The sequence below is a fragment of the Mariniphaga sediminis genome, from assembly GCF_003573545.1.
Taxonomy (GTDB): domain Bacteria; phylum Bacteroidota; class Bacteroidia; order Bacteroidales; family Prolixibacteraceae; genus Mariniphaga; species Mariniphaga sediminis.
In genome coordinates, this window is sequence record NZ_QWET01000020.1 from 14,138 (window position 1) to 38,287 (window position 24,150).

General features: G+C 41.6%; 23 protein-coding genes and 1 tRNA gene. 7 read left to right on the forward strand and 17 right to left on the reverse strand.

What is annotated here, in order from left to right; all coding sequences use genetic code 11:
* Positions 1-2: 2 nt before the first annotated feature.
* The 7 genes from D1164_RS19410 to asnA form a co-directional block, all read right to left on the reverse strand.
* On the reverse strand, positions 3-3,110 hold the full coding sequence (locus D1164_RS19410; RefSeq protein WP_172594540.1) for a SusC/RagA family TonB-linked outer membrane protein: 3,108 nt from the start codon (positions 3,108-3,110) through the stop codon (positions 3-5).
* A 139-nt stretch (positions 3,111-3,249) separates the two neighbouring features.
* Positions 3,250-4,290: a hypothetical protein gene (locus D1164_RS19415; RefSeq protein WP_119351630.1), complete on the reverse strand. Its 1,041-nt coding sequence runs from the start codon at positions 4,288-4,290 to the stop codon at positions 3,250-3,252.
* Positions 4,271-6,709 carry a sodium:solute symporter family transporter gene (locus D1164_RS19420; protein WP_119351572.1) on the reverse strand — a complete coding sequence of 813 codons (2,439 nt, stop codon included), beginning with the start codon at positions 6,707-6,709 and terminating at the stop codon, positions 4,271-4,273. The genes D1164_RS19415 and D1164_RS19420 overlap by 20 nt, the downstream gene beginning before the upstream one ends.
* The gene (locus tag D1164_RS19425) at positions 6,706-7,623 is read right to left on the reverse strand and encodes a dihydrodipicolinate synthase family protein (RefSeq protein ID WP_119351573.1); all 918 of its coding nucleotides are present in this window, start codon (positions 7,621-7,623) and stop codon (positions 6,706-6,708) included. Before D1164_RS19425 ends, D1164_RS19420 begins: the two co-directional genes overlap by 4 nt.
* Before the next feature lie 11 nt (positions 7,624-7,634).
* On the reverse strand, positions 7,635-8,348 hold the full coding sequence (locus D1164_RS19430; protein ID WP_119351574.1) for a FadR/GntR family transcriptional regulator: 714 nt from the start codon (positions 8,346-8,348) through the stop codon (positions 7,635-7,637).
* 327 nt (positions 8,349-8,675) lie between these two features.
* Positions 8,676-8,749 (reverse strand) — tRNA-Arg (locus tag D1164_RS19435).
* A 142-nt stretch (positions 8,750-8,891) separates the two neighbouring features.
* Positions 8,892-9,926: an aspartate--ammonia ligase gene (gene asnA / locus D1164_RS19440; RefSeq protein ID WP_119351575.1), complete on the reverse strand. Its 1,035-nt coding sequence runs from the start codon at positions 9,924-9,926 to the stop codon at positions 8,892-8,894.
* Between the two features lie 172 nt (positions 9,927-10,098).
* Between asnA and D1164_RS19445 the strand changes: the two genes are divergently transcribed.
* Positions 10,099-11,268, forward strand: coding sequence for an MFS transporter (locus D1164_RS19445; RefSeq protein ID WP_119351576.1), 1,170 nt, complete (start codon positions 10,099-10,101; stop codon positions 11,266-11,268).
* 24 nt (positions 11,269-11,292) lie between these two features.
* Here D1164_RS19445 and D1164_RS19450 read toward each other — a convergent pair whose 3' ends face one another.
* Positions 11,293-12,066, reverse strand: coding sequence for an MBL fold metallo-hydrolase (locus D1164_RS19450; protein ID WP_119351631.1), 774 nt, complete (start codon positions 12,064-12,066; stop codon positions 11,293-11,295).
* An 88-nt stretch (positions 12,067-12,154) separates the two neighbouring features.
* Here D1164_RS19450 and D1164_RS19455 point away from each other — a divergent pair, with 88 nt between their 5' ends.
* Positions 12,155-12,856, forward strand: a complete 702-nt coding sequence (locus D1164_RS19455; protein WP_119351577.1) for an SAM-dependent methyltransferase — start codon at positions 12,155-12,157, stop codon at positions 12,854-12,856.
* 47 nt (positions 12,857-12,903) lie between these two features.
* On the opposite strand, the gene D1164_RS23980 is transcribed toward D1164_RS19455, so the two are convergent.
* The 4 genes from D1164_RS23980 to D1164_RS19475 are packed head-to-tail and all read right to left on the reverse strand — an operon-like array spanning position 12,904 to position 16,122.
* Positions 12,904-13,974 (reverse strand): NUDIX domain-containing protein, encoded by a 1,071-nt coding sequence (locus tag D1164_RS23980; protein ID WP_206611072.1) that lies wholly within the window; start codon positions 13,972-13,974, stop codon positions 12,904-12,906.
* Between the two features lie 26 nt (positions 13,975-14,000).
* On the reverse strand, positions 14,001-14,552 hold the full coding sequence (locus tag D1164_RS19465; RefSeq protein ID WP_147372233.1) for an FKBP-type peptidyl-prolyl cis-trans isomerase: 552 nt from the start codon (positions 14,550-14,552) through the stop codon (positions 14,001-14,003).
* A gap of 11 nt (positions 14,553-14,563) precedes the next feature.
* Complete coding sequence (locus D1164_RS19470; RefSeq protein ID WP_119351579.1) at positions 14,564-15,076, reverse strand: FKBP-type peptidyl-prolyl cis-trans isomerase; 513 nt, start codon at positions 15,074-15,076, stop codon at positions 14,564-14,566.
* An 11-nt stretch (positions 15,077-15,087) separates the two neighbouring features.
* Positions 15,088-16,122, reverse strand: a complete 1,035-nt coding sequence (locus D1164_RS19475) for a DHH family phosphoesterase (RefSeq protein WP_172594541.1) — start codon at positions 16,120-16,122, stop codon at positions 15,088-15,090.
* Between the two features lie 112 nt (positions 16,123-16,234).
* Here D1164_RS19475 and D1164_RS19480 point away from each other — a divergent pair, with 112 nt between their 5' ends.
* The 3 genes from D1164_RS19480 to D1164_RS19490 all read left to right on the forward strand — a co-directional run bounded on the left by D1164_RS19480 (position 16,235) and on the right by D1164_RS19490 (position 17,637).
* The gene (locus D1164_RS19480) at positions 16,235-16,654 is read left to right on the forward strand and encodes a nucleoside-diphosphate kinase (protein WP_119351581.1); all 420 of its coding nucleotides are present in this window, start codon (positions 16,235-16,237) and stop codon (positions 16,652-16,654) included.
* 157 nt (positions 16,655-16,811) lie between these two features.
* Complete coding sequence (locus D1164_RS19485; protein ID WP_119351582.1) at positions 16,812-17,291, forward strand: hypothetical protein; 480 nt, start codon at positions 16,812-16,814, stop codon at positions 17,289-17,291.
* A 19-nt stretch (positions 17,292-17,310) separates the two neighbouring features.
* Positions 17,311-17,637: a hypothetical protein gene (locus tag D1164_RS19490; RefSeq protein WP_119351583.1), complete on the forward strand. Its 327-nt coding sequence runs from the start codon at positions 17,311-17,313 to the stop codon at positions 17,635-17,637.
* Here the strand turns inward: D1164_RS19490 and ftcD are convergent.
* Together ftcD and D1164_RS19500 are read right to left on the reverse strand one after the other, a co-directional pair.
* The gene (ftcD, locus tag D1164_RS19495; RefSeq protein ID WP_119351584.1) at positions 17,620-18,693 is read right to left on the reverse strand and encodes a glutamate formimidoyltransferase; all 1,074 of its coding nucleotides are present in this window, start codon (positions 18,691-18,693) and stop codon (positions 17,620-17,622) included. The two genes, D1164_RS19490 and ftcD, sit on opposite strands and share 18 nt — an antisense overlap.
* Before the next feature lie 104 nt (positions 18,694-18,797).
* On the reverse strand, positions 18,798-18,968 hold the full coding sequence (locus tag D1164_RS19500) for a DUF362 domain-containing protein (protein WP_119351585.1): 171 nt from the start codon (positions 18,966-18,968) through the stop codon (positions 18,798-18,800).
* Positions 18,969-19,166: 198 nt separating this feature from the next.
* Between D1164_RS19500 and zupT the strand changes: the two genes are divergently transcribed.
* Entirely contained in the window at positions 19,167-19,991 is an 825-nt protein-coding gene (zupT, locus tag D1164_RS19505) for a zinc transporter ZupT (RefSeq protein ID WP_119351586.1), read from the forward strand.
* Here zupT and nth read toward each other — a convergent pair.
* Positions 19,977-20,621, reverse strand: a complete 645-nt coding sequence (gene nth, locus D1164_RS19510) for an endonuclease III (protein ID WP_119351633.1) — start codon at positions 20,619-20,621, stop codon at positions 19,977-19,979. The two genes, zupT and nth, sit on opposite strands and share 15 nt — an antisense overlap.
* Before the next feature lie 213 nt (positions 20,622-20,834).
* Between nth and D1164_RS19515 the strand changes: the two genes are divergently transcribed.
* On the forward strand, positions 20,835-22,721 hold the full coding sequence (locus D1164_RS19515) for an ABC-F family ATP-binding cassette domain-containing protein (protein WP_119351587.1): 1,887 nt from the start codon (positions 20,835-20,837) through the stop codon (positions 22,719-22,721).
* Here D1164_RS19515 and D1164_RS19520 read toward each other — a convergent pair.
* Together D1164_RS19520 and D1164_RS19525 are read right to left on the reverse strand one after the other, a co-directional pair.
* A complete protein-coding gene (locus D1164_RS19520) occupies positions 22,718-23,140 on the reverse strand; it encodes a DUF3276 family protein (RefSeq protein ID WP_119351588.1) in 423 nt (140 codons plus the stop codon). The two genes, D1164_RS19515 and D1164_RS19520, sit on opposite strands and share 4 nt — an antisense overlap.
* A 110-nt stretch (positions 23,141-23,250) precedes the next feature.
* Positions 23,251-24,123 (reverse strand): bifunctional 5,10-methylenetetrahydrofolate dehydrogenase/5,10-methenyltetrahydrofolate cyclohydrolase, encoded by an 873-nt coding sequence (locus tag D1164_RS19525; protein WP_119351589.1) that lies wholly within the window; start codon positions 24,121-24,123, stop codon positions 23,251-23,253.
* Positions 24,124-24,150 lie beyond the last annotated feature (27 nt).

Below are 24,150 nucleotides of genomic sequence, written 5' to 3' on the forward strand. Positions count from 1 at the left end.
GTTTAGAATTTTAAATTTAGACCAATTCTGTAGGTTCTTGCCAACGGATAACCGCTGTCAAAATCCATTCCTTGCAAAGTATTACTGTTAGAGAAAGTTGCCGTTTGCGACATATGGTTGTAGTGGTCATACATATAAACATTTTCTACACTTCCATATATTTTTAACGCGCCAATTCCTTTTAATTTGTTTACCACTTTTTGAGGAACCTGGTAACTCAGGTTTATATTCCTTATCCTCCAAAAGCTTGCATCTTCCAGGAACCAGTCAGAAGGGGTTGTCAGGTTATCTGTTGTTACCGCACGAGGAACTTTCCCGTTTCCGGGATTTTCTGCCGATCTCCAGCGATCTCTCCATTCTCCCCTGACATTGGCCCTCGACTGGGAGTTTTGTCCTTTGGCCACATTTAGCAGGTAATTGCCGGTTTGTCCATCCATAAATATGGACAAACCTATTCCTTTATACGAAAAGGTATTTGTTAAACCCCAGATGAAATCCGGTTGGTTGTTGCCCATAGGAATTTTATCTTCTTCTGTTATTTCACCGTCGTTGGTCTGATCTTTATATTTCAAATCGCCTGGTTGTGGTTTTTTATTCCGGTAAGCCAATGCTCCGTTGGCATCCACATCCGCTTGATCTTTAAAAATTCCGTCGGTTTCATAAAGATAATATTCACCTATTTCGCCTCCGATTTGTGTAATGGTTTTTACCTCCTGGTAAATATTGGTGATAATCGGGCTTCCGTCTGGTCCCAGCTCTTTTACTTCGTTTTTATTGTGCGAAATATTAAAAGCGGTTGTCCATTTGAATGTGCCTACCACGTTTTTGGTTAATAATTCCACTTCGTATCCTTTATTCTGCACCTTCCCTATATTTTGCAAGGCAGAATTAAACCCGGTTATTTGCGGAACCGGTACATTTAAAAGAAGATCACGGGTGTTAGCCACATAGTAATCCAGCGTAAGGTTAATCCGGTTATTAAGAAATCCCATATCGAGCCCCACATCGGCTGTAGATACCATCTCCCATCCAAGATCTTTGTTTCCAAAGGAAGCCGGTTGGTAACCGCCTTCTTTCATATCGCCTACAATATAATTGGCAGAACTTAAAAGGGCAATGGCAGAATAGTTCCCAATATTATTATTACCCACCGTTCCGAAACTGGCCCTTAATTTTAGGTTACTTACTTCTTTTTTTATGCTTTGCATGAATGACTCTTCGGAAAGAATCCATCCCAAAGAAGCAGAAGGAAATATTCCCCAACGATTATCTTTTCCAAAACGGGAGCAGCCGTCGCGCCGTATACTTGCTGTGGCCACATATTTATTCCGATAGGAAAAATTGGCACGGGCCAGATAAGAAATTAAACTCCACTTTGATTCAGTTGATGTACCACTATCCAACTGTGTCCCGGCATTTAAAGTTTGAATTTCTTCATCCGGAAATCCTGATTTTTTCAGGTATGAATATTCGTAGTTTTCTTCCTGGTAGGTAAATCCACCCAGGAGGTTCAACGTCCAGTTGTCCCTGGATAAATCATAAGTTACAGTATTTTCGCTCAGGTAATTCTGGATTAGCCTGTTCGTAACAGAGCCAAAACTTCCGTTTCCCCTGTTAATATTATTGGGTTTAAAATACTGATTTTTATCGGAGTTAATGTTTGCACCAACGGAAGCTTTGAATACCAAATTCTTAACGGGAATAAATTCCGCATAAAAATTAGACATAACATCGTTTCTTTTGGTTTCATTTACTATCTCTTCCGCCATAGCAATTGGATTCAGGTAAAAGTGGGCGTGATAATAGTAGTTACCTCCTGCAACGGTTTGCTGGTCTACTCCAACAATAGGTGCCATTAGAATTGAGCGGCTAATAGGACCGCCGTTTGTATCTGTATCCGGATCGTTCCTCCTTGAATTTGCTACAGACAGATTCATGCCCATTGCAACCCAGTCTTTTAACTGCGTTTGAACATTCGCACGGGCTGTATACCTTTTATAAAAGCTGTTAAGAATAATCCCGTTTTGATCGTAAAAATTGCTGGCAATAAAATAGCGGGTTTTGTCATTTCCTCCGGAGGCCGACAAAGAATAGCTTTGAACCGGAGCAACCCGGTCGATCAAATCCTGCCAGTCATTATCCGGGAACGATTCCGGATTCGTTCTCCACAACGGGTCAATCGCGTACTTATAGTTATGTCTTTCACTTTCGGGAACAGAAAGGTCGCTGCCGCTGTATGCATAGCTGTTGATACGTTCTTCTATAGCATATTCAATGTACTCATCCCGGTTTAATACATCTATTTTACTAAAACGTTCCTGCAATCCGTAAAAAGCATCTATTTCAATTGTATTTTTTCCAGCCGTGCCCCCTTTGGTGGTAATAAGAATTACCCCGTTTGATCCCCGTGAACCGTAAATCGCAGCAGAGGCGGCATCTTTTAAAACTTCGATAGATTCAATATCCCCCGGATTGATACTGTTTAAATCTCCGGAAATCGGAAAACCGTCAACTACGTAAAGTGGATTACTTGAGTAGTTTATAGAACCTACTCCACGTACCTTTACGTTAAGAGAGGCTCCGGGACTTCCGGATACCTCCTGCACCTGCACGCCGGCAATTTTCCCCTGAATGGCCTGATCAATACGGGCAACGGCACGTTCTGTAATATCTTCAGACGAAACCTTTGAAATGGAGCTGGACACCTGACTGCTTTTTAGTTTGCCATATCCGATGGCAACTACTTCGTCCAGATTTACCACTGATTCTTCGAGAACAACATTGATAACTTCCGTGTTAACAGTAACTTCCTTCGTTGTAAAACCGATAAAAGAAAATACCAATGTAGAACCTTGCGGTGCCTCAACCGTATATTTGCCATCCGCATCTGTAACAGTCCCGTTTGTTGTTCCTTTTTGTATGATACTAACTCCCGGAAGCGGTGTCCCGTTTTCCTCGGTAACAACGCCTGTTACTGGATTTTGTCTGGTGTCATTAAAAGGAGCTGACGCATAGGTAAAGCTTGGGTTTACCCATAAAAGCTGAAATGCAAAAAAGAAGAAGGCTATAATGCGGCACCTCCTTTTTGCATGTTTTTTCAATAGATTCATTTTTTTCATAGTTTTGTAATATCAAGTTTTTAATTAAAGTTATTGCCTGAAGAGTCAGGTATAACTGGATTTAAGGGGGAAGCTTTTTAAAGCTTCCCTTTTTTAAAATGCTTTCTTACAATAATTTATATATCCATATTTATTTGACATCTAAAGCCTGAAGGGGGATTTCGGCAATATATATCGCTGCTTTATCTTCATGCGAAGAATAATAAGAAACCAGCAGCCGGTCTTTTTCAACTACCAGTCCGGGATAACTATTGTCTTTACCTGAAGGAAGATGAATCACTTCCCTGAAATCACCTTTTTTCGTTCCGATGTGAATCCCTGTATAAACATCGGGTTCGTACATGCGCGTGCCAAGAACAATCTTTTTATTATTCAGGAAGACGAAATTCGGTCCTCCCAGCCGGAAGTCCAGCTTCTTAAAATTCCATTGGGTATATGGTGGTTTACTGTGAGCCCAAACGCCCATTTTATCCTCCAACTCACGTCTGATAAGTACGTACATGGTTCCTTTCTTATCCAAACGAACAGTCGATTCGTTGGGGAAACCATCTACCTCAATTTTCGAAACTTTTTCAAATTTTTTTCCATCGGTTGTTTTAACGAGATACATTGCGGTGGGACCTCTTCTCTCCTCCGGGCCAATCTGGTAGTCGATGGCATAACCTGCTCCTTTATACCATGTAACCCTCCAGATCCAGTCACCCCATGAAGCAATTTCAGGATCGATGATTACTTTTTCAGGGTTGGAAAACTGCTCTCCTGATTTATCCGAAAATGACACCTGCGGTTCGCGCCCCAACAATTTTCCGTCTTTATAAACAGAGCCTCCGATGATAACCATCAATCTTCCGTCAGGTGTAACCGATAATTTGGGATCGCGCAGGTCAATTCCTTCCTTTTTTAAAAGGGCCACACTTTTCCAGTTTTCCGCATCCGAAGATTTTAAAATTCTGACGTTTCCATCCGTACCGGGTACATGGCCCGAGCCTTCTCTGAAAGAGCAGTAGTAATTCCCGTTAAAACTGATAAGGTCGGTAAATGCGTTGTGTTTGGCTGAATCCCATATCTTCGTTATTTTAACACTACTGGGAAGATCCTCTGACATGGCCTGCAACGAAGCCGTAAGAGGAAACAAAAGAAACAGCAACATTTTAACTTTCCATTTTTTCATTTCTATTTTCATTTTGATTATTAAAAAAGAATATTTCGACTGCGCTTAAAATGCACGCTAAACTTATTCCGGCGATAAAAGCAATAGGCATAATCCATAAAACCTGAAGTCCAAACATTTCGAAAAAGGCTATGGCAATGGCTACCGCTACACTTACAAGTCCACCGGCTATGGTGGCAAACTGTGTTGAAAACGGAATAAATAGAGCCATAAAAAACAGAACAAAAAGCGGGGCTACAAAAAGGTTGACCACCTTAATAACCACCTCCAGCAGGTTTCCCTGAACATATCCAACCAGCAGGCACAATAAGGTTACAACTCCTCCGATGATAACTGATATTGTACGTGCCTGTTTCAGAAAATCTACATTCTTTTTTGAAGGAAAGAACCGTTTAATTATGTCTTCAGAAATAACGGATGAAGAAGAGTTCAATCCTGACGAAAGACTCGACATGGCGGCAGAAATTAATCCCGCTGTAACAAGTCCGGTAACACCAACCGGTAGCCCTACAACAATAAACCAGGGAAACAATGAATCGGCATAGTTAAAAATGACTTCGCCGGCTGGTAACTCGTACGGTTTTTTTGTAAAATAAGCCAAAAGAGCCAGGCCAACAAGGGCCAGCAACACCTGAACCGTAAAGTTGGTTACCAGTGAAATTCCAAACGTTTTTCTTGCCGAACGCACATCTTTTGTGGCTAGGTAACGCTGAATGGCCATTTGGTCGGAGCCGGCTGTGCATATATACCAGACAAATACCATTAAAATGGCATTCCCCACGGTCATCCTTTTTCCGGCATCCAGCCCCCAGGTTACCGGTTCCCAATGGGCAGGCATTTCTTGCGGAAAAATGGATTGAAAAGATCCCAGGTGCATACTGATAATAAAAAGCGTCAGCAAGGCTCCCATAATCAGGATTACGGTTTGCAACACATCCGTAATTACTACCGCTTTCAATCCTCCCATGGAAGTGTAAACAACGGTTATCACTGCCATAATCAGGCATATTAGCGGCACAAGACTTTTTTGTATCCCAAAAATAGAAATGATGGCTGTATTGACTGTAGCATAAATAATTGTTGCCATCCACAACAATCGCAGCGACAAAAAGAAAAACGTCCCCAAAACCCTGACCCCTGTTCCAATCTTGATTTCAAGGATTTCGTAGGCGCTGGTCACTTTCATTTTCATAAAACGGGGAATAAGCAGCCAGCCTACAATAAAATAGATCAGGGGAAAAGAAACCAGACTGGTAAAAATAACCGGTCCGAATTTTATCATTTCTCCCGGATACGAAAGGTAACTCAATGTACTCAGTATTGTTGCAAACAGCGAGAGTCCAACCATAATTGGATTCATTGAGCGGCCGCCCAGAAGGTAATCTTCCGCGTTTTTATTTTTCTTTGAGTAGAAGAAACCAATAGCCAACATTACCAAAGCATAAGCTCCGATGATTAGCCAATCGGGGAAAGCCATTTTCCCTCCTCCCCGTTGGGTTATTTTTAAAATGGCATACGCTGCGGTGGCACGAATATCTGTCACTTCTCTTTCTGTGAAAGTGTGTTGACTACCCGGATACTCTTCTGCCAATATTTTCTTCAGCAGGGGCAAATCTCCGGAGCTTCCTCTTTCTGCCAAAGCAAGCAAAGCCTCAATCCTCGCAAACTTTTCTGTCGATGAAAGAAAATGAACCGATTTTTCTTTTAACAATGCTGTGGTTGAATCATCATCAGAAAATAACAACGCCGCTTTTAACAGATAAACCTTTGCCTTTGAGCTTTCCGGCTCGGCCAATGCGTTCTCAACCAGCACGCTGCGAAAATCAGTTGGTAAATCAGGATAAAATCCCAACGCATAGGCGCCAACACGCCGGAAAGTTTCGATCGGTGAAGTAATCATCGATATAAGAGAATGGTAATCAATGCTGTCGGGATTTGTTGCAACGGAACTTCCCCAGGTAACAAAAGCCTGCATTGTAGTATCCTTACTGTTTAAGTCGTTGCAAACCAAAGCCGGAGCAACTTTTTGCAGGTTGATATTCAGTTTTGCCAGGCTCTCGGCTGCGTGTAAGCGATCGGGTTGCGTTGGAGAGGCATATACCTGGGCAATTTTATTTTCCCATGCTTTGCGCTCCTCGTCGGTTTGAGCTTCCCGGGCCAGCACACGCCAGATACCAATCCTGTACTGTGGCGTCTCTTTATGCTCTTCCAGTTCATGCAAAAATTGTTCTTTTATCCCTGTTGAATAGCCAAACGATAAAAGCTCTTCAGCCGCATGAACTTTTTCCCATCCGCTGGTAGTTTCAAGTGTATTTACCAGAAATTCGTGTGCCTTTTCAGCCGTGTTTTTCTGGTCGCCTTTATCGGAACAGGAACTGATGGAAATGACAACAAATAGTATGACAAGAACCCTTTTCATTGGTTCTGAATCTCAAAATAACCGATCTTTTCCAACTCTTTTTGAAGGTCTGCCTCCTGCGCTGAGGAAATTATTGAAATCGGCAGCCGGCAAGGGCCACAGTCGATTCCGCTCATTTTCATAATTGCCTTTCCTCCGGATATGGGACTTCCGGTTGAAAGCATCAGGGCCACAATTTTGTTTACTTCCTTTTGTATTGTAAGCGCTTCGTCTGTATTTTTTTGATGGAAAGCCCGAATCATTTTATTAAAAAGTGGTGCAATAAAATTGAATGTAGTACCTATTGCGGCATTTGCTCCCAATGTCATGCCCGCCAGCAGAGTTTCATCGTGTCCATGTAAAATATCGTATTTCCCGTTTTCAAGGCTCATACATTCCATCATATCCATCATATCATTATTCGTATATTTGATTCCTGCCAGATTCGGAATTACTTTTCCTGCTACCTGAAGAAAATGGTTCATTTTAATATGGACACCCGAGGTTGTCGGGATGTGATAATAGTAAAACGGTAGTTCCGGGGCGGCAGCAGCAATTTCTGCACAAAAAGCCGCAAGGCTGTGTGCATCGCGCGGCTGAAAACAGCAGGGTCCCATACACCCAATGGAAGCTGCACCAATGGAAGCTGCATGTGCTGCCAACTCTTTTGCGATTTTCTGACTCGTACTCCCCACATGTACAATAACCTGAAATTGTTCATCGGCAAAAGGCATCCACGCCTCTGCCACTGCCTTTCTTTCTTCTGTATCCATTAACAATCCTTCGCCCGAAGAACCGCAAACAAAAATTCCTTTTACTCCGTCTTCTTTTAACCGATGGGCATATTCAGGAATGACTCCCAGGTTTAACTCCCCGTTGGGATAAAATGGGGTGAAAGTGGCAGCAATCAGCCCCTCAAAATGTTTGTATTCCATGTACTTCTGTATTATTTAATATTTCTGGTTTGTTTAATATATTCTGAATAGGCTTTCAGGTGGTTGTAAATTGCGTTTCTGTATCCATCTACATCCCTGGCTTTTAAAAGAGGAATCAAATCTTCGTGTTTTACCAACTTCTCTTTGTTTTTTTGGTTTAACGGTTTGAAGTCCTCATATTTTTCGTTTACATAACTAAACAAGGGTAAAATCATTTCCAGCAGATCAATAACGGCCTGATTTTTTGTAATCCGGTATAACTTGGAATGGAACTCAATTTCATTCTCCACTTTCAGTTTCATGTCATCCTGATAAGTGTGCCTTGAAATAATGGATTCCAATTCTGTTATATCTTCATCCGTAATATTACTCAGAATTAATTCGGCAATGCCTGACTCTATTGACACCCTCAAGTCGAGAAGATCAAGGATACTTTGTTTGCTCAGTAAATAAGGATTTACAACTTTCGTGAAACATTTCATTACATCCGGTTCCCTGACAACCATGCCTTTGTGTTTCCTGCTTTCAACAATGCCCAGCATTCGTAACCGGCTGAGTGCCTCCCGCACCACATTTCGCCCAACATTTAAATTTTCAGCAAGAGTCAGTTCCGAAGGGATTTCGTTGCCCAAGGTTAATTTATTCTCTACAATGTAACTGAGAATCTGTTCTTCAACCTGGTCGACCAACGTTACTGCTTTTACTGCAACTTTATTAAATTTCATTTTTTTGATAATTATATGGTATATGACCGTTATGTCCTACAAATGTAAATATATTTTTATTTTAAAAAAGTGTTGCAGCTAAATTTTTTGATTTACTTTTTCTACGGGTTAAATGCAGTCGTTAATCCAAAGAGGAATTATCGTTTTTCAACAAGCCATAGTTCGGGGTTAATTGACTCACAAACAAAACAGTAAGTGTTTTTTATTTTTCAAACAGTTATATCAGATATGAAAAAAGGAAGTTGATATTTAGAAAAAAAGCGAATTGACCCGGTTTTGTGTCAACTCGCTTTTTTTAACAAAGTGTTCTTTTTTGTAACTTTTTTGTACCCCGGACGGGATTCGAACCCATGACCTACTGCTTAGAAGGCAGTTGCTCTATCCAGCTGAGCTACCGGGGCAGCCTTTGTTTTTTTGCGTGGCAAAGATAGAACTCATATTACAATTTACAAATGCAAAAAAACAAATTCCTAAAAAAAACAAGTATCAAATAACAAAAAATGCTATTTGATACTTGAAATTTGGAGTATCCGGCCAATATTTTTAAAGCAGATGAATTCCGTTTGCCTTGCACTTTTCAATCATCTCGTCAGGCCAGATGCTTGATTGAATCTCGCCAATATGGGCTTTGCGAAGGAAATACATACACAGTCTGGACTGCCCTATTCCGCCTCCAATGGTAAGTGGTAGTTCGCCGTTGAGCAACATTTTGTGCCACATCAGTTCTTTACGCTCTTCCATTCCCCTTATTTTTAGCTGTTCGAGCATGGCATTGCTATCAACCCGAATCCCCATGGATGAAATCTCAAAAGCACGGTTCAATACATCATTCCACAGAATAAGGTCGCCGTTAAGTCCTCTGTAACCGTTTACCGTTAAAGTATTCCAGTCATCGTAATCGGGAGCGCGCCCGTCGTGAATTTCTCCGTTGGGCATTTGTCCGCCAATACCAATGACAAAAATGGCCCCGTATTTTTTTGCTGCGCGTGCTTCCCGCTCAAAAGGGGTTAAATCCGGGTATTGCTCTGCCAGTTCTTCCGAATGCAAAAACGTAATTTCTTCGGGCAATTCAGGCTTAATTTCAGGATAATTATCCGACATATAAAACTCCGTGTTTACCAACACAGAATAAATTTTACGAACTATTTTTTTCAGGAAGTCCAGGTTACGTTCCTCTTTCGAGATAACACGTTCCCAGTCCCATTGGTCCACATAGAGGGAATGGATATTGGTCAGTTCTTCATCCGGCCTGATGGCATTCATGTCGGTGTACAAACCATACCCTTCCTGCATTTCCAAATCAGCCAGGGCCAGCCTTTTCCATTTTGCCAGCGACTGTACAATCTCAGCCACCTGATCGTTCATTTCTTTCATGGGAAATGACACAGGACGTTCCACTCCATTCAGATCGTCATTAATACCCGTACCTTTTTTAACAAACAACGGAGCCGTAACCCTTCGCAGCCTCAATTCTGCCGCAAGGTTTAACTGGAAAAAATCTTTAATCAGTTTTATGGCCTGTTCCGTTTGGTTAACATTCAAGATTGACTTGTAATTGTCAGGAAAAAATAACTTCATGCTTGTTTTTTTTATCTATTGTCTGCAAAAATACAAATGGACTTGCAATTTGAAAGAAAAATTCTTAAAAAATGCTCAAAAAAGTAATTTTTTCGCTAAAAAATGAATTATTGCAAGAAAATTAAAAAAATGCTTTTCTTTTTGATTTGTATTTTTGCAGCTTATTTAAAAAATGGCACGATTCAGCAAAAATATCAGTCGGCTTTATCTCGTAAAAATTTCAAAATGGTTTAACCTGGTTATGCCAGTTGTGGTTCTGTTTTATCAGGACAACGGAATGGGGATGCACGAGATTTTTGTTTTAAAGGCGATCTATTCCCTGGCCATTGTGTTTCTCGAAATACCTTCAGGATGGATGGCAGACGTTTGGGGCCGTAAAAAAACCTTAATACTCGGAACCATTCTGGGAAGCGCCGGATTTTTAATGTACAGTTTTTCCTATGGTTTTTGGGCTTTTGTGGCAGCTGAGATTGTACTGGGAGCCGGTCATTCATTTGTTTCCGGGGCTGATTCGGCCATGCTGTATGAAAGCCTGAAAGCTGACCGTAAGTCGGGCAGCTATGTAAAGCACGAAGGGCGCATCACTTCTGCCGGCAATTTTGCCGAAGCCATTGCCGGAATTACAGCCGGATTTCTAGCAGCTGTCAGCCTGCGTACCCCGTTTTATTTCCAGTTTGCCGTGGCAGCTCTTGCTATTCCGGCGGCTTTTACCCTGACAGAACCCCAAATTAAAGCAACAACCCACATACACTCTGTAAAAAAAATAGTGGGAGATATTAAAAATACGTTCCTGAAAGAAACGAACCTGCGTGTTTCAATTCTTCTCTCGGCTGTAACAGGTACTGCCACGCTTACTTTTGCCTGGCTGGTGCAACCCTATTTTAAAATCATTGGTTTGCCTGTGGAATTATTTGGTCTTCTGTGGACTGTGTTGAATCTGAGCGTAGGTGTTTCTTCTGCATTTGCCTACCGGTTTGAAGGACGTTTCAGCAGGCGAAACGAGGTATTGTTTATAGTAATACTCCTAGCACTGGGATATTTTTCATCCGGGCTGCTGATTAGTCGCGAAGGATTGGTATTTTTGCTTTTGTTTTATATTGTTCGCGGCCTGGCTACCCCCGTTTTCAAAAACTATATAAACCTGTACACACCGGATGAAATAAGAGCGACCATTTTATCAGTACGGAACCTGATTATCCGTATCAGTTTTGCCGTGATTGGCCCGTTACTTGGCTGGATGACTGATCATGTGAGTCTGAATACAGCTTTTATTCTGGCTGGTGGAATTTACCTTATTGCCGCATTGGCTGTGGTCTCGCCCTGGATGAAATCCGGTAAATAGGAGAAAACGTCAACTGTACATCATTTATATACTTTCATTCAGCACGATTTTCTCTCCATCGTATGCAATAAATACATTTTCGGGTAATTGCAACTGAATTTCTTCATGTGTTCCAAAATTGTGACTTACATGAGTTAGGTATGCTTTTTCGGGTTTTAGCCTGCTGATTACTTCCAAAGCCCCTTCCAGGTTAAAATGTGAAATATGTTTTTCTTTCCGGAGGGAATTAATAATCAGAATGCGGGTCCCCCGGAGTTTTTCCATCTCTTCTTCGGGAATAAAGTTTGTATCGGTAATGTAACTAAGCTCTCCTGTCCGAAATCCAAAAACCGGTAGTTTGTGGTGGTAACAGCGGATTGGCAAAAACTCAACTCCTTCAATAACAAAAGGTTTATTATCAATTACGTGCAGTTTCATCTTGGGGATCCCGGGATATTTATGATCCGCAAAAACGTAATGAAAAATCCGCTTAATGGATTCCTGCACCCGTTTTTCAGCGTAAATGTCGGTTGGGTGTTTTTGTACCCAGTTGAATGAACGGATGTCGTCAAGGCCGAAAATATGATCTACATGTTCGTGAGTAATAAGAATGGCCCGGAGCCTCTGAACCTGTTCACGCAACATTTGCTGGCGAAAATCAGGCCCGGCATCAATAACATAATTTTGCTCTCCGATTTTCAATAATAATGACGACCGCAGCCGCTTATCCCTGGGATCATCGGAAAGGCAAACCGGGCAGTCGCACGCTATTACCGGAACACCCTGTGAGGTACCCGTACCGAGAAAGGTTGCTTCCATTCTGGTTTTTTCATTATTTGGCATAGGACAAATTTAACAAAAGCGATGGTGAAAAGTTGAATATCGCTATTTTTACAAAAAATTTAAAATGGCTCAGCTATTTCTGATACCGAATGTTTTAAGCGAAGGCGATTGGCAGAACGTTTTACCGGCCAGTGTTTTCCCTGTTCTTACCGATACAAAATATTTTATTGTTGAGAAGATACGCACAGCACGACGTTTCTTAAAACAAGTGAATAAAGACATTGATATAGACAGTTTGACTTTTTTTGAGTTAAACAAACATACACTGCCCTCCGAGTTCCACCGTTTTCTGGAACCGGCTGAAAAGGGGGCTGATATTGCTGTAATTTCGGAAGCCGGTTGCCCGGGAGTGGCAGATCCGGGCGCCGACATTGTAAAAATTGCCCATCAAAAAAGGATAAAAGTTGTGCCATTGGTGGGTCCCTCGTCTGTTTTACTGGCTTTAATGGCATCCGGAATGAACGGCCAGAGTTTTGCTTTTAACGGCTATTTACCTGTAAAACCGAATGAACGTTCGCGGGCTGTTTTGGCGTTGGAAAAAAAGGCGGTACATGAAAAGCAAACGCAGATATTCATTGAAACCCCTTATCGTAACAATCAGTTGGCAGCTGCCCTGGTTAAAATCTGCTCCCCTTCTACCCTGCTTTGTATCGCGGCCAATCTTACCGGTGAGAATGAGTTTATATCTACCAGAACAATCGGACAATGGAAAAAAACATTACCCGATTTACACAAACAACCGGCTATTTTTTTGATTGGGGAATAACCGGACTTTTACTTTCTAAATAAAGGAATTGTAACCGACTCCCAATGTTACAGAAGTCCTTTCTTTTTCAGCATTTGAAATTCATGTTCAAAATTGGGGGTAAGCAATTCCGACCCCAGTTGCTTTTCAATTTGTTTTGCAGTCCAGAAGCGGGCTTCTTCTACTTCATCAGTAGTAGATACCTGAAAATTTTTGTGATCGTAGGTTACAAAAAGGTAAACCAATTCTGTTTCAATGTCCGACTCCCATTGGTATACTTCAACAAGCCTTGCCGAAAAATCTTTTAATCCAATTTCTTCAAAGGCCTCTTTTTTTAAGGCTTCTTCAAGGTTTTCTCCGGCAGAAATATGTCCTCCCACAGCCGTATCCCATTTCCCGGGTTGAATGAGTTTTGATCGGGAACGCTTTTGAAGTAAAACAGCCTTTTGGGGAGTCAGAACCTGCATGTGAACAACGGGGTGCAGTAGTTTGCTGCCATCGTGAACCTTACTGCGCGGAGCCTGGCCGGTAACATTTCCTTTTTCGTCAACCAGCGGAACCCATTCTTCTCCGGCATATTTTTTTTGTTTTCTTTTTTGAACGAAAATTCCAAAAAGAAAATAAATGCCAAATAAAATGTAAAACAATCCCCCACTGATAAATGCCCAGGCTTCTTTACTCATGTAAAAAGTGGAATAGAAAACCAATGCCGTGTGTACACTGAAAATGTAAAAAAGCGATTTCAGGCTTTTGCGCATTCGTTTTACCTGTGCTTCATCGAACTGCACATCTTTCAGGTAGCGTTTGCCCATCAGGCCTACAAGGTTTACATTAGAAAAGGCGGAAACGGCAAGTATTGTTACCAGGATGAGTTCAATCAGGCCGGGTTTGAGTTTAAAGAAAAGATCATTTTCAAGCAGAATGGAAATGGCTCCAAGCGAAACTAGTAAGAGGGTATCGAATAATATAAACTTGTCGATCTTTTTTTCTCTGATCCATACCCAAACCAGTTCGAGCATGCCTACACCCACAGCCACAAACAACCCGATTTTAGTTCCCCATATTTCATCGGCCGCAATAAAAACAAAAAGCGGGATAAATCCGGGTAGCAGTTTTTTTAGGAGTTCGATCCTGGTCATTCGTAAAAAAAATCAGGATGTTATGTCTACTCCTCTTCTTCCTCTTCCGGAACCGGAACCGGAATAACTTTATATACTTCCACTTCCATAATCAGGGAAGAAAAGCCGGAAATACCAGTCGTTCCGTATTGCCCGAAGCCAAGCGCAGAGTCAAAAATAAGCCGTGACCGGGCCCCCTTTTTCATGTAAGTAAGGGCTTCGTGTAAAGCCAGTAATTCTTCCACATAAGTGGCAGATGAACTTAATTGGGTAGGAGGAAGTACAACCAATTTTACAGGATCATACCGATGTCCTTCTGAATAACCGGTGGTTTGGGCAACAACAGAACTGTCTAACCTTTGAATTTGATAATAGATTTGCACCTCGTCCCCAATCTTTATGGAATCGCCAGTGCCTTCATCTAAAGGGAAATAATATAAACCAGAAGGTTTGGGATCCACCCCAGAGTAATTGTCGGCCATATATTCATTCAGCCTCTTCAACTCATTTTCCCGTTGTTTTTCCAGGTCATTTTCCTTGCATGCAAAGAAAGTAACAGCCAGCAGTGTGATTGCCAATACGGTTATTATGCGTTTCATGTTCTTCTGTTTCAATTTTGTGGAGATTTAATGTCAAACAATTCTATTACAAACAACAAGGTCTGGTATGGCGGAACACCCCTCTCACCTTTATATCCGTATGCCAACTCTGAGGGGATAATAAATTCCACAACCGATCCTTCATTCATTACTTTCATCCCATCATTCCACCCTTGAATCAAAGAGGAAACATCCAGTACAAATTCATATTTGCCATCTTCGTAGTGATATTGGGAGGCATCGAATAAAGTGCCATCAATAAAATACCCCGCATAAGCAACGGTAAGTGTATCACCCGATTGGGCAAACGGACCTTCTCCTTCTTCCCTGATTACATAGTAAACGCCACTTGCAGTTGTGTCAATATCTTTCCCATTTTCGATGAGAGCGTCAAGGTAAGCCTCGCGCAACTGAATTTCTTCGGCTGCAGTGTACTCTTTTTCATCTTCATTTTTCAGGCATGACGAGAAAATAAGCGTCAAAATGGTAATAAGGATAACATTGTTTACAATTTTTATCTTCATTTTTTTCTTAATTATATTATCGTTTCTTTTAATTGATGCTCATATTGCTTTAAAAGTTGCTTAAACTTTTCGACTGATTCTTCCAACGAAAGTTTTGATTCCCCTCCGGCCGCATTTCGGTGACCTCCCCCGGAAAAATGATCCCGGGAGAATTCATTAACCGGGAAATTCCCTTTGGATCGAAACGAAGCCTTTACATGATCTTTCTTTTCAATAAACAACGCACTGAAAACAATATTATTTATTGAAAGGGGATAATTAACAAATCCTTCGGTGTCGCCCGGCTGAAAATCATAATCTTCCAGTTCTTTCTGCGATATCCAAATAATGGCAGACCTGAATTCAGGGAAAACTTCCATTTTTTGGCCCAAACAATGCCCTAAAAGTTTCATCCGGTTTTCTGAAAAATTGTGATATATGGCAGCGTGTATTTTATCGGTATCAATGCCCCACTCCATCAAACTGGATACCACACTAAAAGGACCGGGGCGCGAAATGTTGTGGCTGAAAGAACCGGTATCGGTCATAATCCCTGTAAAAAGAGCTTCAGCAGCATTGTAATTGATATAATCTTTCAGACCGATTTTTTTTACTACTTCAAATACCAATTCGGCTGTAGAACTGAATTCCGTTTCTGAAATGGAGTAATCGCAAAATCCGGAAGGGTTTGGATGGTGGTCAATAAGTACTTTGGGCTTTGAAAACTCAAGCAACTTTTTTTCCATTTTTGCAGCCCGCTTTGGCTCATTAAAATCCAGGCAAATCAATACATCCGTCTCTTTAAGAAGGCTTTTGACCTGATTCTTTTTCCGTTCATAAATGAGTATTTCAAGGTCGGAGGAAAACCACTGCAAAAACGCCGGATAGTCGTTGGGGACAACAATTATAACCTCGTGTCCAAAGTTTCGGAGTATTTCGCCCAAACCAATGGCAGAGCCAATAGCATCGCCGTCGGGGTTTTCATGTGTTACCAGCAGCATTTTCTGATGCTTTTGTCCCAGCAACTCCTTTAAAGAGTTAAAAATCTCATTCCCAGTGTTTTTCAAAACCATAAAAATTTGAATGGACAAAGATAAGAAATCTGCATCGCGCGCAAAGGCATCTTTCCTCAAATTTTGTTAATATTGCGGCTGTTTTAAATTTAAAAATATTCAGAAAATGGCAGGAAACCAGACTTTCACAATGATTAAGCCCACCGCTTTTAAAAAGAATTATGCCGGTGCAATTTTAAAAATGATTACAGAAGCAGGCTTTCAGGTTAAGGCGATGAAGCTTACCCGTCTGACCGCAGAACAGGCCGGGACTTTTTACGCGGTTCACAAGGGAAAACCGTTCTACCAGGCGCTGGTTGAGTTTATGAGTTCCGGCCCCATTGTGGCAGTCATTCTCGAAAAAGAAAATGCAGTAGAGGCCTTCCGCAATTTTATCGGGGCTACCAACCCGGAAAATGCCGCTGAAGGTACTATTCGCAAATTATATGGCACCAGTCTGCAACAAAATGCCGTACATGGTTCCGACAGCGACGAAAATGCGGTGATTGAAGCCGATTTTTTCTTCTCTAAAATGGAACGATTTTGAAATAAAGGAAAACGGGAAATTCTTCCGTTTTTCGCTTCCGTGACTTGATACTTACCGGGTTCGAATTATTCAAAATTGACAATGAAGTATTGACATTGTCAAAATAAACACTTAATTTTAAGTGTTTTATAAGTAAAAATAATTCGAACCCGATTTTATGAAAAAGCTAAACCAACAACAGGTCAGCTCCCGCCTGTTTTTTCTGTTGACCATTCTGAGCCTGTTTTATCTGGCCTCATGCCGGGTAGCATTTATCCCAAACTACAATGCCACTATTTCAAAAAACATTGAAACCACAGCCAAACAGGTAGACAAATTTTACCTTACCATGCTGGAAAAGACCACCGAAGAAGATGGAGGCAGAAATTACGATAAATTCACAGAAGAATATGTTGAGATTGAGGTGGAAATCAATTTCATACTAAATCAAAACAAAGTGAGGCCCCTGAATAAAAATTCCACCCGGATTTGCGAAATAACGCTTGAGTTGTGGCAGAAATACAAAAAAGAACACAAAACCGATAATACGTTAAGCAACGGGCTGATCAGGCTCAACCGGAAATCATTTTCCGACCTGTTTTATGCTATGCAGGTAGCCGAAGAGGGTAAAAAAATTGCAGCCAATCCGCCACAATAGCAAACTTAAATTTTGTCTTATGAGTTTTAATATAGACGCAGTCGTTTCCGACATGGCATCTGCCATAAAAGATGTAACAGGCAGTCACTGGAATAAAGTAAAAGGGACAGCAGACCAGTTTCTTCAAAACAGAAAAGAAAGCCTTGCCCTGATAGCCGAGTTAAGGATAACCGGAGAGCTTAGTGAGGAAAAATTTAAGAGCCGGTTGCAGGATGAAAAGTTAATTGCTGAAGCGCAACTGAATGCCCTGGCTGTAATTTCTAAGGCCATTGCACAAAAGGCTGCCAATGCTGCCATCGAAGTATTGGAAAAAGCGGCAAAAACAGCCTTAGGATCCATACTCTGAGCCCAGTACATATTCAATTATTTTTTCCCTGGGATTGAAAGGGCGTAACTCATCGAGCCCTAACGATTTGACAGCCATCTGAATAATTTCTTCTTCAGAAACCTTACCTGAATGCTGTTGCTTTTTCAAAAAATATTTACCGGCATCAAGCATAGCCTTTAGCGGAATGAGCCCAATCAATTCCGAACCGGTAACCCGAACGCCTCGTTCATGGGCTTTTTTACACACTTCTTCAAATGCAATATGCACGGGTGTAACGGTAATGTCAGTCAGGTTTATAGAAACCTGCGACTTTCCATACTCCTCGATAAACCACCCGATGGCACGAATTTTTTTCAATGTCCCGGCGATACGAAGCGGCTCGCCTGATTTATCGAAAATAATTTTTCCCGTCTTCGGATCGTGTGCAACATGGCCCGATTCACGTACATCCGATGCAATCTCGTTGGCAACAGAGGCAGAAGTTGTATCAAGATTTATATTATAAGCCACCAGAAAATTCCGGGCTCCAATAACCGTTGCACCCGTTCTGGCAACTGATTCCGACCATTGCCCGGGCCCAAAATCAGGCTTCCCGTTTTCCGATGTAATTTTTAGCTTTAGCTTTTCATACTCTCCCGAACGACAGTTCGCGAGGCTTCGCCTTTCTTCTCTGAATGCGGCATTTTCGTAACAGTAAACGGGAACAGCCAACTCCTCTCCCACCCGCTGAGCCAGCTTGCGGGCCAGCCCAATAGTTTCTTCCATTGATATACCGCTTACCGGAACCAGTGGGCACACATCGGTAGCGCCAAGCCGCGGATGTTCGCCGTGATGTTTTGCCATGTCAATAACTTGAGCAGCCATTTTTATTCCCTGAAATGCCGCTTCCACAACAGCCGAAGGATTGCCTGCAAATGTTACCACGGTACGATTCGCATCCTTGCCGGATTCGGTATTCAGCAGCTTGACACCCTCTACCCCTTCAATAGCATTGGTAATGGCATTTATGGCTTCCTGATTTCGTCCTTCCGAGAAATTCGGCACACATTCCAGTATTTGTTTTGCTTTATCCAAACTGCATGATTTTTGGAGTTTTAAGGTACAAATAATTTTGCTACAAAAAGTTAAAGCCTGTCTCTTCAAAGAAACAGGCTTTAATTCAATTTATGTCGTCCGGTTTATTCTTCCACTGAAATAGCTTCAACCGGGCACACTTCTGCACATGAACCACAATCGGTGCAAAGATCAGCGTCAATTACATAAATATCCCCTTCTGATATTGCATCAACCGGGCATTCGTCAATACATGTTCCACATGCAATACATTCATCTGAAATTTTATATGCCATAGCTACGAATTTTATAAATTAAAATGTCAGACGCAAAAGTACAAAGTTTGATAAAATATCAAAGATCCATGACAATATAATTCCTATACTACAACATTAAATTCATACAAAAGGAAAAACAAAAATCCGGGATGATTTTATTTTCTTCCAATTGATTTAATAAGCTTTTTGCTAATTTTGAGCGCAAAACAAATATTTATGACTACATCCAACGTATTGTATGCATTACTTCTCACGGCATTCGCAGGCTTATCTACCGGAATAGGCAGTACGATTGCACTTATGGCCCGAAAAACAAACACCAAGCTGCTTACCGTTTCACTGGGCTTTTCAGCCGGAGTTATGATCTACATTTCGTTTGTAGAAATATTTTTCGATGCCAAAGAAAGTTTTGTGGCAGGATACGGAGAATTTACCGGGACTTTGTTTACTATCCTTGCATTTTTTGGCGGTATTTTATTGATAGGACTTATCGACAGATTTATTCCCTCTTTTGAAAACCCACACGAAATGCGGGCAGTGGAAGAAATGACTGATCAGAAAAGGAAAAAATCCAATCATAAACTTTACCGGACAGGAATTTTAACGGCGGTGGTGGTTGCATTTCATAACTTTCCGGAAGGAATAGCCACATTTATTTCTGCATTGAATGATCCGACAGTGGGTATTGCCATTGCCATTGCCGTTGCCATTCACAACATTCCGGAAGGAATAGCCGTTTCCGTTCCCATTTTTTATGCCACCGGCAGCAGGCGAAAAGCTTTTTTATATTCTTTTCTTTCCGGATTAGCAGAGCCGGTGGGCGCTATTCTGGCCTATTTTTTACTTTTGCCGTTTTTAACCGCTGCAAATTCAGAAGTTTTCTTTGCTTCTTCCCTTGCTTTTATCGCCGGAATTATGGTTTTCATTTCCCTTGACGAACTATTGCCTTCCGCGGAAGAATACGGGGAACACCACTGGGGAATTTACGGATTAGTAGGGGGAATGGCCGTAATGGCTGTCAGCCTGCTATTTCTTAACTGATTCCATATAATATTTACACACCGAAGTGAGTCCACATTTTTCGCATTTTGGTTTGCGGGCCACGCAAACATACCTTCCATGCAAAATCAGCCAGTGATGCGCTTTGGGAACAAGTTCTTCAGGAATATATTTTATCAGTTGCATTTCGGCAGCCAACGGAGTTTTGGCGCCGGTTGTCAGGCCAATGCGTGCCGCGACTCTAAACACATGAGTATCGACAGCCAGCGCCGGTTTGTTGTAAACCACTGAAGCAATCACATTGGCTGTTTTCCGGCCCACTCCCGGGAGCTTTTGCAGATCATCCACATCATCTGGTACTTTGCCATCAAACAGCTCCATTAACTTGCGGGCCATTCCTACCAAATGTTTCGATTTATTATTAGGATAAGAACAACTTTTGATGTATTCGAAAACCTCGGCAGGTTCGGCTTCTGCCATTTTATCCGGAGTTGGAAACCGCCTGAGCAGTTCGGGAGTTATCTGGTTTACTCTTTTGTCTGTGCACTGGGCTGAAAGAATAACGGCCACAATTAGCTGAAAAGGGTTTTCATACGCTAACTCTGTCTCTGCAACCGGCATATTTTTCTCAAAATACCGAATGACCTCTTCAAACAACTGTTTCTTTTGCATTGATCTGTATTTTGTTACAAAAGAAATAATTTTTTTTGCAAAAGGAATGTAACAATATAGCAATTTACGAGTCCTACTATTAGGAAATATTGAGAACTGTTTCTCTCCCTTAAAAAGAAATAGTTTGAGGTTAGCAAATTAAACAGATTTTGAAAAGCCGGTGAATGCCGGCTTTTTTCATTCGCAATTGTTATTTTTGTCAAAATTTTTTACATGAGACCATACATTCAGGCAGAGAGTCTTTCAAAACGGTGGGGAGAGTTGATGCTTTTTGAAAATATTTCGTTCACTGTTTCCGAAGGGCAAAAGGTGGCATTGATTGCCCGTAATGGAACCGGAAAATCGACACTGCTCGATATACTGGCAGGTAAAGATTCACCAGATGGCGGCTCTGTTACTGTAACAAATAATATAAAAATTGGCTATTTCGAGCAAATTCCAAAGTTAAACCCGGAGCTGACTGTATTGGAAGAGGTTTTTGAAGCAGACAGTGAAAAGCTGCAAACAGTAAAGGAATTTGAACTGGCGGTTGCACAAAATAACCAGCAGAAGATTACTGAGATTTCTGCCAAAATGGATGAATTGGCTGCGTGGGACTCTGAAGTGGAAATTAAGCAGGTCCTTACCCAACTCAATATTACCAACTTCGAACAGCTTGTAGGCGAACTTTCGGGAGGCCAGAAAAAAAGACTGGCATTGGCCAAGGTATTGATTCATAACCCGGATCTCCTGATTCTTGATGAGCCAACCAACCATCTCGACCTGGAAATGATTGAGTGGCTGGAATCTTACCTCGGAAAATCCAAATCCACTTTGCTGATGGTCACCCACGATCGCTATTTTCTTGACCGGGTTTGCAATGAAATCATCGAAATGGAAGATAACAAGATTTACCGGTATGAGGGAAATTATTCCTGGTTCCTGGAAAAACGGAATGATCGGATTAAATCACAGCAGGCCTCGGTAACCAAAGCAAAAAACCTGCTTCGTACCGAGTTGGAATGGATGCGCCGAATGCCCAAAGCCCGCGGGCATAAAGCAAAATACCGCGTTGATTCATTCTACGAAATAAAAGAAAAATCCACCCGGAAATTTGAGGAAGGAAGTATCGACATCAATATAAAATCGGCCCGGTTGGGTAAAAAAATAGTGGAGATAGAGCATCTTTCCAAATCATTTCCCGGCATGAACCTGGTGGATAATTTTACTTATAAATTCTCACGTTTCGAAAAGGTGGGAATTGTAGGAAAAAATGGAACGGGTAAAACGACTTTTTTGAACCTGATAACCGGAATTTTGCAGCCGGATAAGGGAAAGATAGAAATTGGGCAAACCGTTCAATTTGGATATTACCGACAGGATGGAATCAATTTCAACCCGCAGGAAAGAGTAATTGATGCAGTAAATAAAATTGCCGAATACATAATTTTTGAGGATGGTACGCGCATGACCAGCACGCAATTGCTTACCCGGTTTTTATTTCCACCCGAAACTCAATACAATTACATTGAAAAACTTAGCGGCGGCGAACAACGGCGGCTCTACCTTTGTACCGTTTTAATGCAGAACCCTAATTTTCTGATTCTTGACGAGCCGACCAACGACCTTGATATTCTGACATTGAATGTGCTTGAGGAGTACCTCAGAGCTTTTGAAGGATGTGTAGTAGTGGTTTCGCACGACCGGTTTTTTATGGATAAAATTGTGGAGCACCTCTTTGTTTTCGAAGGAAACGGTATCATAAGTGATTTTCCCGGTAGTTATACGATTTATCGACACCAGCAACAAAAACAAACCAGGGAAGAAGTTTCAAAGATTTCAGCAAAAAATGTAGCAGGAAAAACCAACCGGAAAAGCAGTTCGGACAGTGGCCGGGAAGACACAAAAAAGAAGCTTTCGTTTAAAGAGAAGCGGGAAATGGAACTCCTGGAAAATGAAATAGAAACCCTCGAATTACAAAGGAAACAATTGGAAGATACCCTTAATTCAGGGACACTTGGCCATGAAGAACTCCACCAAAAATCGGAAGAGTTAGTAAGGGTTAAGTCTTTAATGGATGAAAAAGAGTTACGCTGGCTGGAACTAAGCGACCGGGCTTAAATATCGTCAAATTCAAGGTCGCTAAAATTTTTATCTGCTACAGCTGCCGACTCTACAGAAATTTCTTCCTGCTCTTCTACCTTGTTTTCCTCTACTGCTTTCGATGTAACATCAGGCTCATCCGCTTTTATTTCCGGCTGATTCTCATGAATATAGCCAATTACATCTTCCAGCGTTTCGGAAAATTTCTCAAAATCTTCGGGATACAGGAAAAGCTTGTGCTTTTCATAACGAAAATTTCCGTCCTCCCCAAATTTCTTTTTACTTTCGGTGATGGTTAAATAGTACTCATCGTTTCGCGTGCTTTTGACATCGAAAAAATAAGTCCGCTTTCCAGCCCGAATGGTTTTTGAATGAATCCCTTGTTTGGGATTGATTTCCGGTTTCTTTTTTTCCCCCTTGTAATCAACGTTTTCCATACCTTGTGATTTTCGATTTCCCTGGTTAGCGAATCAAAAATAGAAAATAATTATTAAAAAACACTTCCGGTCGCCATTAAACCACCGCTGTCCAATAAAAAAATGTTCTTTTAATATATTTTACCGGTTGCGGCCAGCAGCGTATTATGCAGTAGCGAAACACGGGTCATGGGCCCCACTCCACCCGGAACCGGGGTAATATAGGAGCATTTTGAAGCCACTTCATCGAACAGTACGTCGCCTTTCAGCTTCCAGCCAGACTTGGTCTGATCCGATTTCACCCGGGTAGTTCCCACATCAATAACTACTGCACCTTCCTTCACCATATTCTTTTTTACAAATTCAGGTACACCAATGGCTGCAACGAGGATATCGGCATTGCGGCAAACTTCCTCCAGGTTTTGCGTCCGGCTGTGGGCAACGGTTACTGTGGCATTTATCGCTTTTTGAGATAAAAGTACGCTCAATGGCCGGCCAACAATATTACTACGGCCTACAATGACACAGTTTTTTCCGTTCGTTTCAATATTATAGCGTTTCAAAAGTTCCACAATTCCAAAAGGGGTGGCAGAAACAAAGGATGGTAACCCGATAACCATGCGTCCTACATTTTCAGGGTGAAATCCGTCAACATCTTTTTTTGGATCGATGGCTTCTATTACCTTTTGTTCCGAAATATGACCGGGCAGCGGCAACTGAACAATAAAGCCATCAATGTCGGTATCCTCATTCAGTTCCTGCACTTTGGAAAGAAGTTCCTCTTCCGTTACGTCATCTTCATAACGGACAAGCGACGATTTGAACCCCACGGCTTCACAATCTTTTATTTTGTAAGCGACATAGGTTTCGCTGCCTCCATCATGTCCAACCAAAACAGCAGCCAGATGAGGAGTTTTTCCGCCTTTTTCTTTTAATTCCAAAACTTTGGCAGCAATTTCCTGTTTCATTTCAGCCGCCACTTTTTTGCCATCAATCAATATCATGTTGTTGTTTTTAGTATCGGGTTATTT